Source organism: Rhizobium sp. WW_1, assembly GCF_003610155.1.
In the GTDB taxonomy this organism is placed as follows: domain Bacteria; phylum Pseudomonadota; class Alphaproteobacteria; order Rhizobiales; family Rhizobiaceae; genus Rhizobium; species Rhizobium tropici_A.
Genome location: NZ_RAIN01000015.1, coordinates 18,708 through 32,383, shown reverse-complemented (window position 1 = coordinate 32,383; position 13,676 = coordinate 18,708). Strand labels below are relative to the sequence as shown.

The window sequence follows — 13,676 nt, the reverse complement described above, 5'->3', positions numbered from 1 at the left end:
GAGCAGCAGGCAATCAGACCGGTTGCCGGGTCGAAGCCGAGGACGCCAACTCTTTATATCTCACTTACTTCTTCGCCTTTGGCCGCGAATGGATTTCCTATGACCTCCGGCGTTACGCTTGTGTCGGAATATGGAGATACACGCCATGCTCGATACACACGCACCCAATCTGACGGACGCCATCCGCGTCCTCGTTCATAACAGCGATGAGAGGCATCACCGCATCGCGGCATCCGCTCCCGGCGCAAAGAATGCGCAGAAGCGTCAGTTTCAAAATCACCAGGTTCGCGAGAAGCGCACCTTTCAAGCCATGTTCGCCTTCGGCCTGCTGCTCGGCGGCTTGGAGCTGTTCATCGTGCTGCACTATCTTTGAGATGCCGCTGAGATGAACAGACCGATTTTTTCAAGACGCATAGGCGGTGCGATCACCGCTCTTGTCACACCATTTCGCGATGGCGTTTTCGATGGTGTCGATATGATGGCCCATATCGAATGGCAATTGCTGAGCGGTATCGACGGGCTTCTCGTCTGCTCCGTGACCGGCGAAGGGCCGACACTGACCGAGGCGGAACGAATCCGCGCCATCGAAATCTGCGTCGAACTCTCCGAAGACAGGGTGCCCGTCATCGTCGCGACAGGCACCAACGACACGGCAACAACCATCGAAGAAACGATACAGGCGCAACGCCTCGGCGCGGATGCCGCTTTCGTGACGCTTCCCTATTATTCGAAACCGACCCAGAAGGGCGTGCTTCATCATTTCGAGCAGCTTGCGGAACTGACCGAGCTGCCCATCATCATCCACAATCAGCCATCGCATACCGCCATCGACCTAATGCCGTCCACAGTCGCGCAATTGGCCGAGATTCCAGGTATCGTGGGGATTGCCGATGGCACCGGAGACGTCTCGCGTCTCGATCTCTGGCGATCGCTGCTGCCGGAGCGCTTCAACCTCTACACGTCGAACGATTCCCGTGCGCTCTCGTTCACGGTTGCGGGCGGCGATGGTTGTTTCTCCAATGCAGCCAATATCGTCCCGCGCCTGTTCCAGTCCATGCAGCACTCGGCCGCCGGCGGTAATCTCAACGCATCGCGATCCATTGACGACCGTCTGCAGCCGTTGTTCGACGCTTTGTCGCGCGAGAGCGAACCGGCAACGGTCAAGCACGCCCTGTCGCTCGTGCGACATATAGGAGCCGACGTCCGTCTGCCGTTGGTGGATGTCACCAACGAAACCGCCGAGGCGCTTCAGGCTGCCGTCCTGCCCTTCCAGTTCGACGGCAGCGGCCGATTTGCATCCCGCCAAACCTTCCGCCTCGGGTTGTGAAGTCACTCATCCCTATGAGATTTTTATATTTTTGCCATTTGAGGCAAATGGAAATCCTAGCAACTCCCCCATAGATTCAACAGCGTAGCACCGGAGGCGATCTCAATCGAACCAACGGTGCGGGTGACACTGGAAAGGAACTATGATGTCACGCTACAGGCATGCCGGCTTATCCGCCGACCCCCTCCAACGCCCTCGCTCGGTGGCCATCGCCAAGAGCGAGTGGTCCATCTCTTCAGACGCCATGCTGAACGGACTTTGGTCCGTCGCTCCGCGCCTCGGCCTTGTCCTCCTGATCGCCGGCACCCTGCAGATGGTGCTGCGCATGACCGGACACTGAGAACAACGAAGAGATTAAAGAGGAAAATACGATGGCAAACGCACAGCATATTCAGCGCCGCACGGCCCACAGCCCGATTTCGTCGGCTCCGGCTCGCTTCATCATCGGACGCGACCGTCGCGGCAGCTGGATCGTTCAGGACCGGCAAGGTCTCGTTGGCGGCCTGTTCCGCAACGAGGCGGCCGCCCTGCACTTCGCGGCCGAAGAGTGCAATCACAATCCCGCCGATATCTGCCATGCACCCGAAGGCGCCGTGCTCGACCTGGACGGTTTTGCATTCAGCTCATCCAATCTGCATTGAAGCGCGGCACGAGCCGGGATCTTCTCTTTACGCTTAAGCCTCCCCATACCTCGTATAAAGCAATGCCAAAGGCGCCGCACAGCTTCTGTGCGGCATCCTTCCTCCGCCCGACCCGGAGGTGCGCAGGCTTCGACAGCTATCAGACCAAACGCTTCCTTAACCCGCCTTCAGGTAAGCTTTCTGGCGAGATATGCAAAGAACAGAACCAATGTCGAAGCCTGCCTTCCGCTACAGCCACTATGATCTCAAGGAACAGCGCGCCGGAACCGTGATCGAAATCACGCTTTCTGCCATCGCCAATGTCAGGCTGCTGAACAGCTCGAATTTCGAACGGTTCACGGAAACCCTCAAGCATCAGTTTCTGGGCGGCGTCGCCAAGAAATCGCCGATCAGACTTACCATCCCCGACTCCGGACACTGGCACGTCGTGGTCGATATGGAGGGCCACAAGGGCGTGGCTGAATCGAGCGTGAGGATTGTCGACAAGTCTGCCGCTCCGCGCATGCAAAAGGCGCCCGAGGAAAACGCTGCCGGGCGCTGATACCGAACTTCGCATTCCTTGTGTCATGAAGATGCGGAAACTGTCCGTCGTGCCGCTTTTACGCAATTCCCGATGAGAAAACGCATCGCGCTTTGCCCGGAATTGCTCTAGCGCTCGCCGCGCTCCTTGCGCAGCTTCGCCCACCAGTCCAACCGCTTGCGGATATCGCGCTCGAAGCCGCGCTCGGGGGGATCGTAAAAGGTCTGGCGACCCATCTTCTCGGGAAAATAGTTCTGGCCTGAAAATGCGTCCGGTTCATCGTGATCGTAGCGATAGCCGTCGCCATAGCCTTCGGTGCGCATCAGCTTCGTCGGCGCATTGAGGATATGCTTGGGCGGCAGGAGCGAGCCATTCTGCTTGGCGGCCTGGGTCGCGGCCTTGAAGGCGGTGTAGACGGCATTGGATTTCGGCGCGGTCGCGAGATAGACGCAGGCCTGCGCGAGCGCCAATTCTCCTTCCGGCGAGCCTAGATAGTCATAGGCATCCTTGGCGGCATTGCAGATGACGAGAGCCTGTGGATCGGCAAGCCCGATATCCTCCACCGCCATGCGCACCAGCCGGCGTCCGAGATAGAGCGGGTCTTCGCCGGCATCGAACATGCGGGCGAGATAATAGAGCGCGGCGTCCGGGTCGGAACCGCGAACCGATTTGTGCAGCGCCGAGATCAGATTGTAGTGCCCGTCCTGCGCCTTGTCGTAGACCGGGGCGCGGCGCTGGACGATCTTGACCAGCATGTCAGGATCGAAAAGCTCGTCCTTGCGCGCGGCACGCCAGACCTCTTCTGCCAGCGTCAGCACCGAACGGCCATCGCCATCGGCCATGCGGATCAGGCTGGCGCGGGCATCCTCCGTCAACGGCAGCGGCTTGCCTTCCACCGTTTCGGCCCGGCGCAGCAATTCCTCCAGGCTCTCTTCATCATGCGACTGGAATGTCAGGACGCGGGCACGGGAGAGAAGAGCGGCGTTGAGTTCGAAGGACGGATTTTCCGTCGTCGCCCCAACGAGAATAACCGTGCCGTCTTCCATCACCGGCAGGAAGCTATCCTGCTGGGCGCGGTTGAAGCGATGGATCTCGTCGACGAAGAGCAGGGTCTGGCGGCCATCCATCCGGCGCAGACGCGCCGTCTCAAAGACCTTCTTCAGATCGGCAACGCCGGAAAAGATCGCCGAAATCTGTTCGAAGGCAAGACCGGCCTCCCCCGACAACAGCCTTGCAACCGTCGTCTTGCCGGTGCCGGGCGGTCCCCAGAAGATCATCGATCCCAGCGAACCCGCCTCGATCATCCGGCGCAGAACGCCGTTTTCGCCGGTCAGATGTTCCTGACCGGTGACTTCGGCCAATGTTTGCGGCCGCAGACGATCGGCGAGAGGCCGCTTGTTGGCGACCTCCTCCGGTATCCGCGGTGCAAACAGGTCATCACTCATCGGAAGAACTGCCTAATGCGCTGACCGTCGCGCTCGATCTCAACGCGCCAGAAGCTCGGGTTGGAGGTAACGGCCTTCTGAAGGATTTCCGTCGTGTTGATCGCCACGCCGTTGATGGAGATGACAATATCACGGGCGGCAAACCCAAGGCGGTCAGCCGGCGAATTCTGCTTCAAGCTCTCGATGACGACGCCAGTGGAATCAGGCGGCATATGCAGATCATCGGCGACGCGCGGCGAGAGATTGGCAACGGTCGCGCCGGAGAAGGGATTGTTGCCTTCGATCACCCGCTCATCGCGCGGCGTGGATTCGGGCGCGGCGGCAAGCGTCATCGTCGCCTGATGCTCCTTGCCATTGTCCAATACCGTCAACGCCACGGTGGCGCCGAGGCCCGCCGTGGTCAGGCGGTAGCCGAGCGCATCGGGATGCTCGATCGGGATGTTGTTCAGCGCGGTGATCACCTCGCCCGGCTTCAAGCCAGCCTTGGCCGCCGGCCCGCCATCGACCACCTTGGTCACCAGCGCACCGCGCACCTTGTCGAGGCCAAGCGCTTCGGCAACGTCGGAGGTCACCGGCTCGAAGGATGCGCCGATGTATGGCCGTTCGAAAGCCTTGTCGCCGCGGTCGGCTGCGGCAAGGAAGACCTTCACGAGATTGGCCGGGATGGCAAAACCGATGCCGTTGGAGCCGCCGCCCTGGGAGAAGATCGCCGTGTTCAGCCCGATCAACTGGCCGGTCATGTTGACGAGCGCGCCGCCCGAATTGCCGGGGTTGATCGAGGCATCCGTCTGGATGAAGAAGCCGACTTCGTTCTTCACCTGATTACGGGCGAGCGCCGAGACGATACCGCTCGTGACAGTCTGACCGACGCCGAATGGATTACCGATCGCGAGTACGAGATCACCGACCTCGATACCATCGGAATTGCCAAGCGGCAGAACCGGGAAGGTCTCGTTCTTCGACTGGATCTTCAAGACGGCGAGATCGACGCGATCATCCTTCAGAATGACCTTGCAGGGAAACTCGCGGCCGTCCGAAAGCGCGATCTTGATATCGTCGGCGCCATCGACGACGTGGTTGTTGGTGATGACGGTGCCGTTTGCCTCGACGATAACGCCCGAACCCAGCGACGACTGTTTCTCGGTGCGATTCGGCATACGTTGGCCGAAAAACTGCTCGAAGAAGGGATCGCCGGCGAAGGGGGACTGACGCTGCACGACGCGCTCGGCATAAACGTTCACCACGGCGCCGGAGGTCTGCTTGACCAGCGGGGCGAAGGAAAGCTGCATCTGCGTCTGGCTTTCCGGCAACGTCTTTGCCGTCTGAGCCCCAGCAGAAAGCGGCATCGCCATGACGAGGGCAATCATCGAAACGGCAGTGCGCTTCAGGAGGACATGCATGAAAGTTTCCCTTTTTAATTCTCTTGAAACAACGTTGTAGCGCCCGACGCTAGAAAGAAAAGAGGGCGGAAGCATGAAGCATAAATGGAGGCCGGCGACGATAAAAAACAGGCTCGCTGAACAAAAACATGCTGTCATGCATTTCGCGTTGGGAATCGTCAAAAGGGAACCAGACATGCGATTGAATCATCTTGCCGCCGCCACCCTCCTCATCTCGCTGGGTATGGCCGGCACGTCCCATGCCGCCAGCTTCGATTGCGAGGCGCAGAACCTGAAGCCGGACGAAAAGACGATCTGCGACGTCCGTGCCCTTAACGATGCCGATGTCAGGATGGTGACGACCTTCGACCTGCTCTCCGGCCTTCTCGCCATGGGCGCGCGCGGCACGATGCAGGACCAGCAGACCGAATGGCTAAAGAAGCGGCAGGCCTGCGGAGCGGATGTCGCCTGCCTGACTTCCTCCTATCAGGAGCGTCAGAAGGAGCTGAACGACGCCTACAAGCAGATCAATCGGCCGCTTTGAGGGTGTGGTCTGACGCGATTTGGAGGCCTAGCCAATGTGTCCCCTCTCCCCGCCTGCGAGGAGAGGGTTAGGGTGAGGGGCTGCTGCTGTAGGTTAGGCAAACTCCAACGCGGCAGCAAATCTCCAAAAGCCCCTCATCCGTCCTCTCATAACCAAGCTAACGCTCGGTCATGAGAGTCCACCTTCTCCCCGCTGCGCAGGGCGAAGGGGCTTTGGCTATTTACCGCCCAGATCGCGAACGGCGCCGCGGTCCGCGCTCGTGGCAAAAGCGGCATAGGCCTTGAGCGCCGTTGTAACATTGCGCTTGCGCGGCTCAGCCGGGTGCCAGCCCTTGGCATTCTGTGCTTCGCGGCGAGCCGCAAGTTCAGCATCGTCGACACGCAGGCTGATGGTACGGTTCGGGATGTCGATGTCGATCATATCGCCTTGGCGGACCAGGCCGATCGTGCCGCCATTGGCCGCTTCCGGCGAAGCGTGACCGATCGACAGGCCCGAGGTACCGCCGGAGAAGCGGCCGTCGGTGATGAGCGCACAAGCCTTGCCGAGACCCTTCGACTTCAGGTAGCTCGTCGGATAGAGCATTTCCTGCATGCCGGGGCCGCCCTTCGGGCCTTCATAGCGGATGACGACGACGTCGCCGGCTACGACCTCGTTGCCGAGGATGCCCTTAACGGCAGCGTCCTGGCTTTCGAAGACCTTGGCCGGACCGGAGAACTTCAGGATCGATTCATCGACGCCGGCCGTCTTCACGATGCAGCCGTCGACCGCCAGATTGCCCTTGAGGACGGCGAGGCCCCCATCCTTGGAGAAGGGATGCTGCGCATCGCGGATAACGCCCTTTTCGCGGTCGAGATCAAGCTCTTCCCAGCGCGCGCTCTGGCTGAAGGCAACCTGTGTCGGAACGCCGCCGGGAGCGGCGCTGAAGAGTTCCAGAGCCGCCTTGTTGTCGGTAACGGCAATATCCCATTGCGCCAGCGCCTCGCCCAGCGTCGGAGCGTGGACGGTTGGCAGGTCGGGGTTCAGCAGTCCCGCGCGGTTCAGCTCGCCGAGGATTGCCATGATGCCACCGGCGCGATGCACGTCTTCCATATGAACGTCGGACTTGGCCGGCGCCACCTTGGAAAGGCAGGGAACGCGCCGCGACAGGCGGTCGATGTCATCCATGGTGAAATCGACTTCGCCTTCATGGGCCGCAGCGAGGATATGCAGCACTGTATTGGTCGAGCCGCCCATGGCGATATCGAGCGCCATGGCGTTCTCGAACGCACCCTTGCTGGCGATCGTCCGCGGCAGAGCCGTCACATCATCCTGCTCGTAATAGCGCTTTGCCAGCGCGACGACCCGGCGACCGGCCTCGAGGAAGAGCTCCTTGCGATCGGAATGGGTCGCAAGCGTCGATCCGTTGCCGGGCAGCGACAGGCCGAGGGCTTCCGTCAGGCAGTTCATCGAATTGGCGGTGAACATGCCCGAGCACGAGCCGCAGGTCGGACAGGCGGAACGCTCGATGACCTGAACGTCTTCATCGCTGATCTTGTCGTCGGCAGCCGCAACCATGGCATCAACCAGGTCGAGGGCGACCTTCTTGCCATGCAGCACGACCTTGCCGGCTTCCATCGGGCCGCCGGACACGAAGACCGTCGGGATGTTGAGACGCAGCGAGGCCATCAGCATGCCGGGGGTGATCTTGTCGCAGTTCGAAATGCAGACCATGGCGTCGGCGCAATGGGCGTTGACCATGTATTCTACGCTATCGGCGATGAGTTCGCGCGACGGCAGCGAATAGAGCATGCCGTCATGCCCCATGGCGATGCCGTCATCGACCGCGATGGTGTTGAATTCCTTGGCAACGCCGCCCGCCGCTTCGATTTCACGCGCGACGAGCTGGCCGAGATCCTTGAGGTGTACGTGGCCGGGCACGAACTGGGTGAAGGAGTTGACCACAGCAATGATTGGCTTGCCAAAATCGCTGTCCTTCATACCCGTCGCGCGCCAAAGGCCGCGCGCGCCGGCCATGTTGCGGCCGTGGGTGGTGGTTCTGGAACGATAAGCTGGCATGGTGTCTTCCTCGTCATCCTGGAATTTGCGCGGGGTCGGCAGGGGCCAAAGGTTTCGGGCCGAAGGGGACGCCGGCAACTCCGCTTTTTGGAATTGTCCTAATCCAATCGTGCAATACTGTCACTATCAACTCAAGCGAATCCGGTACGCTGCGGGGCAAGCGCTGCGTCCGGGCAAACAAGCACTGCGACCACAGTTGGGAACGAAGCAGCCTGTTCACAAGCACACACAAAAAGTTGCTTTCACTTCCAAAGAAATGCCGTCCTAAGAGTGTAACAAAATCTGTGTCCGCTGCGTATGGCTGATATCGAAGCTGTTACCGCATAGAGGAATTGTTGCATGACCTCCTTCCGCCCACCGAAAATCACATCTTCCGAGATCACTCCCCGCTCGGTCTATCTGAAGCGGCGCGACTTCCTGACGGCAGCGGCAGCGGGTATCAGCATGGCTACGATCGGCGGCAAGGCGGCGATGGCCGAGGCGCTGACGGCGACCAAGAGCAACTATACGGTCAACGAGAAGCTGACGCCGATCAAGGACGTCACGACCTACAATAATTTCTACGAATTCGGCCTCGACAAGGCCGATCCGGCCAACCTTTCCGGCAAGTTCAAGCCGCGCCCGTGGACGATCAAGGTCGACGGCATGGTCAACAAGCCCGGCACCTTCGATGTCGATGCGCTGATCAAGGAATTTCCGCCGGAAGAGCGCGTCTATCGCATGCGCTGCGTCGAAGCCTGGTCGATGGTCATTCCCTGGGACGGTTTCCAGCTGTCGGCGCTGCTCGACAAGGTGGAGCCGCAGGGCAGCGCCAAGTTCGTCGCCTTTGAAACCGTCGTCAGGCCGGAGGAAATGCCGGGACAGTCCGGCCTGCTGCAATCGCTGGACTGGCCCTATGTCGAGGGCCTGCGCCTGGACGAGGCCCGCAATCCCCTCACGCTACTGGCCGTCGGTCTCTATGGCGAGACCCTGCCGAACCAGAATGGCGCCCCGATCCGGCTCGTGGTGCCGTGGAAGTACGGCTTCAAGGGCATCAAGTCGATCGTGCGCATCACGCTCACCGACAAGCAGCCGGTGAATACCTGGCAGGCGACCAACAGCCAGGAATACGGCTTCTACGCCAACGTCAATCCGGCGGTCGATCATCCGCGCTGGAGCCAGGCCACCGAGCGGCGCATCGGCGAAGGCGGCTTCTTCGGTTCCAACCGCCACCCCACCCTGCCCTTCAACGGCTATGCCGATCAGGTTGCCAGCCTTTATAGCGGCATGGACCTCAGGGTGAATTTCTGATGGCTTTCTCCTTCGCTCTCCCCAAGCGTTGGCAGCCCGCCTCCGTCTGGGCGCTCTATGTCGTCGGGCTTCTGCCGGCCGCGTGGGAATTCTATCTCGGCGCGACGGATCAGCTCGGCGCCGACGCGGTCAAGACCTTCGAACTTTTCCTGGGGCTGTGGGCGATCCGGTTTCTGCTGCTGACACTTGCGGTCACGCCGCTCCGAGATCTCTTCGGCTGGAACTATCTGCGCTATCGCCGCGCGCTCGGCCTGCTCTGTTTCTACTACGCGCTGATGCACCTGACCGTCTATATGGTCCTCGATCAGGCGCTCGACGTGCAGGCCGTCATCGACGATGTGCTGAAGCGGCCCTTCATCATGTTCGGCATGGCGGGGCTCGTCATGCTGCTGGCGCTCGCCGTGACTTCGAACAATTTCTCGATCAAACGACTCGGCAAGACATGGATCTGGCTGCATCGCCTCGTCTATATCATCGCCGCCTGCGGTGCCCTGCACTTCGCCCTGTCGACGAAGGTGCTGTCGCTGGAGCAGTTCATCTATATCGGCCTGCTGATCGCGATGATCCTCTACCGATCCTATCGGCCGATCATGATGGAAAGACGCCGGGCGGCACGCAGGCCGGCCGCGGCCTCCAGTTCCAGAGCGGCCTGAGACGGCCGCCCTCCTCTTTTCAGGCGATAGTTACTCTGCAGCGCTGGCGATCTTCGCGTTGCCCTGTTCCTGCACTTCAACGGTCGCCGTCAAGCCGGCGATCAGCTTCGTGCCGTCGGGCACCTTGTCGAGGGCGATGCGCACCGGCACGCGCTGCGCCAGCCGCACCCAGCTGAAGGTCGGGGTGATATTGGCAAGCAGGCTGCCGGAGGTGCGCTCACGGTCCTCGATGCCGTAGGCGATGCTCTCGACATGGCCGGTCAGCTTCTCGGCCTGTCCCATCAGGTGAATATGGACTTCGTCGCCGATGTGGATGCGCGGCAGCTTGGTTTCCTCGAAATAACCCTCGACGCGTAGGGAATCGCTATCGATCAGCGCCACCTTGGCGGTGCCGGCAGAGACGTAGTCGCCCGGACGCAGGCTGAGGTTCGAAATCGTGCCGTTGACGGTGGCGCGCACTTCGGAGCGGTCGAGGTTCAACTGGGCAAGCTCGCGATTGGCGGTCGCCTGACGAACGGCGGCTTCATCCTGCTGGACGGTGGTTAGCGCCTGCTCCTTCTGCTGCAGGGAGGCAGCATCGCCGAGGCGAGCCTGCCGCGCGCTTTCGCGCTGGGCCTGCTCGAGAGCGGCATTGCTGCTTGCAAGGGCTGCATCCGCCTGTTCAAGGGCAATGGCAAAGCGGTCGCGATCGACGCGGAAGAGGACATCGCCCTTCTTGACGGTCTGGTTGTCCTTGACGAGGACCTCGCTCACGAGACCCGAGACGTCAGGCGCGATGCCGACGACATCGGCCCTGAGGCGCGCATCGCGCGTCCAGGGCTCGTCCATGTAGTGACCCCAGAGCTGGCGGCCGACATAGACGGCGGCAACGACGAAGATGAGAGTGACGGCCACACGGCCGATGAGTTTTAACGCGTTCATGTGAAGTACCAACGAGAGACAGAGGAGACGGCGCCGAGCAGCAGGACGTAAAGCGCGAGATCGAAAAGACCGCGGTGCCAGACCAGAGTGTAAACTCCGATCCATGCCAACAGGCGTCGAACGATGATGACGGCAAACAGCGTCACCAGCATGAGAACAAGAAGGCGCGGGATATAGACGCCATAAAGATCGAATTCTGCGGGCATGATATTACTCGGCGGCAATGGGAAGAGGTTGAGTGGTATCCGACAAAGGTGGCCGCCAGCTTGCCGGCGGTTCGGCATGAGGGAAGAGCGCGCGTCGAAGTCCGACGAGGGCATCGAGGCTCGCGCGACCGGCGTGCCGTTTTTCCTGTGCGACGGCTTCAAGCCCATGGTCGATTGACACGCGCAGCTCGTCCGTGGGTTCGATAGCGCGCTTGGCCTTCAGCCGCGAGCGATAGAAATCCGATACGCCGATCAGCACTTCGCTGACGGATGCGGCGGCGGCCGGCTTCAGCTGGCCACGCTCCTTCTGCAACATCAAGACGTTGAAGCCGAGGCGGACATCGGCGTAACCGTCGACCTTCTTGAGTTCGCGGTCCTCGATGCCGGCAAGGCGCGGCACGAGCTGGCCCAAGCGGTCGAGGATGCGGCCGGAAAGACGCTCATGATCGACGCGACGGATACCAGCGGCGGTTTCGGCAAGGTCCGTCCACCCCGCCCTGACCAATCTCCAGGCAGCCAATTCGGCGCCGAACGGACGGGTGAGCAAGGTCCAGACCAGGGCGAATCCCACACCGGCCAGAGCGGCGATCGCGCTATTGGTGAAGCTGGCGAAATCGGCGGAGTAACGATCCTGCAGCGCGATGAAGCTTGCGCCATTCACCGCGAGCAGCATGCCGAGCATGTTGGTCTGCGGCCGGGTAATCAGAAGCCCCATCACCAGGAAGGGCGGAGCAAAGACCAACACCAGCATCTCGAAGCCGGAGATCGACGGCAAGACACCGAAGATATAGACGCAGGCGACGACCAGGCTGACCGCTGTCCAGATGAACATGGTGGTGATGAAGGGCGCGGGGCGATCGAGCGCGGCGAAAAACGAGCAGGCAACGGCCGCCATCGCGATGAAGCCGGCACCATCCTCCCATCCGGAATAGATCCAGAAGAAGCAGGCGACCACAATTCCAACGACGACACCCCCCGCCGAAAAGGCAAGCAGGGCGTAATCATAATGCCTGATGTGACCAACGACGTTGCGATGGCGGAAGGCGGGACGCCAAGTGCCGACCTGCTGCCCGGAAACGATCTGGGCACGCAGCGTCAGGCAATCCTGCCAAAGGTCGACGATTTCCTTCAGACGGGCGAGAGCGCTCGACCGGACGAGGTCATCCCAGCCGAGGTCAAGGTCATTCTGCTGCAGCTCCTCGATCTTTCTCGACAGGGTTTCGGCGGTCTCATCGGCCTTGCAGCGACCACCCTGCCCGAGCCAATCGGCCACGTCGTTGAGAACGGCAACCAATTCCTGCGGTAGCGGCTTGCCAGTGGCCTTCAAGGCGTGCAGGCGGTCAGCAAGGGAAGAGAAGAGCGGCAGCAGCATCAACAGGCGACCGCGCAGCTCGCGGGAATGCCGAACGATATCGCGGCTGCCTGCATCATATTTCAACTGGCTGATGACGAGATCGAGGCCGGAAACGTCAGCGGCAAGCTTCTGGCGCTTCAGGGGAGTTGCGGGCGAAGCCCCCTCGCCGCGCAGGATCTCATCCGCCCAGGTGCCGGCGTCATCCAGCCACGAGCCGATGCGCTGACCGAGCACGGTGCCAACGCTGCTCGGAAAGGCGATAGCGCTGACCACGCTTGCGCAGACGATACCGATGATAATCTCTTCCGAACGGGCGAGCGCGACATCGAAGATGGTTTCGGGCGCGCCGACGGTCGGCAGCGCGATCAGCGGCAGCGTATAGCCGGCCAGCATGAAGACATAGCTGCGCGAGGTGCGGTCGAGCATCGAAATGAACAGCAGAGTGCCGGTCCAGAGCGCAACGACGATCGAAAGCAGTTCGGGCGCATTGACGAAAAGCGGAATGAGGATCACCGACGCTGTCGCACCGATCAGCGTACCGAGAGCGCGATAGAGCCCCTTGGAACTGGTTGCGCCAGCAAGGGGATTGGCAACCACATAAACGGCGGCCATCGCCCAATAGGGTCGCGGCAGATCGAGCGACAGCGCGATGAACAGCGCCATGATCGCGGCAATGAAAGCCTTGACCGAAAATAACCACTCGCGCCAGGACGGAATGCTCATAGGACCTTCTCCGGCTCTGGTTCGACGGCCTTGGATGCTTCGAACTCCTCAAACGCCTTCAGGACGCGAACCGCAGCTTCGATGTCTGCCGGGTCGACATTGGCAAGGATCTTGCCGCGCAACTCGTCCAGGGCGTCCTCCATGCGGGAGGCAAGCTTCTCGCCTTCCGGCGTCAGCCACAGGCCTTTCGCGCGCCGATCCGTCGGATCATCCTTGCGGATGACAAGATCCATGCTTTCGAGATGATCGAGCAGTCGAACCAGCGAGGGTCCTTCGATGCCGACATAGGTGGCGAGAACCACCTGCCGCACGCCGCCGCCCAGACGACCGATCCAGAGCAGCGGCGCCGCCACGGCCTCGGATATGCCATGAGAACTCAGCGTGATATCGACGACCCGGCGCCACTGGCGGCCGGTCGTGAGCAGATTGGCGGTGAATATGCGTTGCATGGCGTTTAACGATTTCATAGGATTCTATTAGCACTAAACTAATTAGGATTCAAATTATTATGACCCGAAGTGCTATCTGAAATGCGAAATGCAGCTATGCGAATATTGATGAGCGCCTTGAGCGGGACCGGCTGAAGCCACACGCAACTGATGACCTGCCGACCGCTCA

The 13,676-nt window shown here is 61.0% G+C and carries 15 protein-coding genes; 8 read left to right on the top strand and 7 right to left on the bottom strand.

What is annotated here, in order from left to right; translation table 11 throughout:
- Positions 1-145: 145 nt before the first annotated feature.
- From BJ928_RS29970 to BJ928_RS29950, 5 genes are all read left to right on the top strand, one after another.
- Positions 146-373: a hypothetical protein gene (locus BJ928_RS29970; RefSeq protein ID WP_047634765.1), complete on the top strand. Its 228-nt coding sequence runs from the start codon at positions 146-148 to the stop codon at positions 371-373.
- A 12-nt stretch (positions 374-385) separates the two neighbouring features.
- On the top strand, positions 386-1,327 hold the full coding sequence (dapA, locus tag BJ928_RS29965; protein ID WP_047634766.1) for a 4-hydroxy-tetrahydrodipicolinate synthase: 942 nt from the start codon (positions 386-388) through the stop codon (positions 1,325-1,327).
- A gap of 142 nt (positions 1,328-1,469) precedes the next feature.
- Positions 1,470-1,667: a hypothetical protein gene (locus BJ928_RS29960; RefSeq protein ID WP_047634767.1), complete on the top strand. Its 198-nt coding sequence runs from the start codon at positions 1,470-1,472 to the stop codon at positions 1,665-1,667.
- 31 nt (positions 1,668-1,698) lie between these two features.
- Entirely contained in the window at positions 1,699-1,968 is a 270-nt protein-coding gene (locus BJ928_RS29955; protein WP_047634768.1) for a hypothetical protein, read from the top strand.
- Positions 1,969-2,176: 208 nt separating this feature from the next.
- On the top strand, positions 2,177-2,509 hold the full coding sequence (locus tag BJ928_RS29950) for a DUF1883 domain-containing protein (protein WP_047634769.1): 333 nt from the start codon (positions 2,177-2,179) through the stop codon (positions 2,507-2,509).
- Between the two features lie 107 nt (positions 2,510-2,616).
- Here BJ928_RS29950 and BJ928_RS29945 read toward each other — a convergent pair whose 3' ends face one another.
- The gene (locus BJ928_RS29945) at positions 2,617-3,933 is read right to left on the bottom strand and encodes a replication-associated recombination protein A (protein WP_047634771.1); all 1,317 of its coding nucleotides are present in this window, start codon (positions 3,931-3,933) and stop codon (positions 2,617-2,619) included.
- Complete coding sequence (locus BJ928_RS29940; protein ID WP_047634772.1) at positions 3,930-5,333, bottom strand: DegQ family serine endoprotease; 1,404 nt, start codon at positions 5,331-5,333, stop codon at positions 3,930-3,932. The genes BJ928_RS29945 and BJ928_RS29940 overlap by 4 nt, the downstream gene beginning before the upstream one ends.
- Positions 5,334-5,508: 175 nt before the next feature.
- On the opposite strand from BJ928_RS29940, the gene BJ928_RS29935 reads away from it, so the two are divergent.
- Positions 5,509-5,856 (top strand): periplasmic protein, encoded by a 348-nt coding sequence (locus BJ928_RS29935; RefSeq protein WP_047634773.1) that lies wholly within the window; start codon positions 5,509-5,511, stop codon positions 5,854-5,856.
- Between the two features lie 216 nt (positions 5,857-6,072).
- Here BJ928_RS29935 and ilvD read toward each other — a convergent pair whose 3' ends face one another.
- Positions 6,073-7,911, bottom strand: a complete 1,839-nt coding sequence (ilvD, locus tag BJ928_RS29930) for a dihydroxy-acid dehydratase (RefSeq protein ID WP_047634774.1) — start codon at positions 7,909-7,911, stop codon at positions 6,073-6,075.
- 339 nt (positions 7,912-8,250) lie between these two features.
- On the opposite strand from ilvD, the gene msrP reads away from it, so the two are divergent.
- Positions 8,251-9,201: a protein-methionine-sulfoxide reductase catalytic subunit MsrP gene (msrP, locus tag BJ928_RS29925; protein WP_047634776.1), complete on the top strand. Its 951-nt coding sequence runs from the start codon at positions 8,251-8,253 to the stop codon at positions 9,199-9,201.
- Positions 9,201-9,854, top strand: coding sequence for a protein-methionine-sulfoxide reductase heme-binding subunit MsrQ (gene msrQ, locus BJ928_RS29920; RefSeq protein WP_047634777.1), 654 nt, complete (start codon positions 9,201-9,203; stop codon positions 9,852-9,854). The genes msrP and msrQ overlap by 1 nt, the downstream gene beginning before the upstream one ends.
- Positions 9,855-9,884: 30 nt before the next feature.
- Here the strand turns inward: msrQ and BJ928_RS29915 are convergent, their stop codons facing one another.
- Genes BJ928_RS29915 through BJ928_RS29900 form a run of 4 tightly spaced genes read right to left on the bottom strand, consistent with a single transcriptional unit; the run spans position 9,885 to position 13,525 of the window.
- Positions 9,885-10,775: an HlyD family secretion protein gene (locus BJ928_RS29915; RefSeq protein WP_047634778.1), complete on the bottom strand. Its 891-nt coding sequence runs from the start codon at positions 10,773-10,775 to the stop codon at positions 9,885-9,887.
- Positions 10,772-10,981, bottom strand: a complete 210-nt coding sequence (locus tag BJ928_RS29910) for a DUF1656 domain-containing protein (protein WP_047634780.1) — start codon at positions 10,979-10,981, stop codon at positions 10,772-10,774. Before BJ928_RS29910 ends, BJ928_RS29915 begins: the two co-directional genes overlap by 4 nt.
- Before the next feature lie 4 nt (positions 10,982-10,985).
- Positions 10,986-13,058: an FUSC family protein gene (locus BJ928_RS29905; protein WP_047634781.1), complete on the bottom strand. Its 2,073-nt coding sequence runs from the start codon at positions 13,056-13,058 to the stop codon at positions 10,986-10,988.
- Positions 13,055-13,525 carry a MarR family transcriptional regulator gene (locus tag BJ928_RS29900; RefSeq protein ID WP_047634783.1) on the bottom strand — a complete coding sequence of 157 codons (471 nt, stop codon included), beginning with the start codon at positions 13,523-13,525 and terminating at the stop codon, positions 13,055-13,057. Before BJ928_RS29900 ends, BJ928_RS29905 begins: the two co-directional genes overlap by 4 nt.
- Positions 13,526-13,676: the final 151 nt, after the last annotated feature.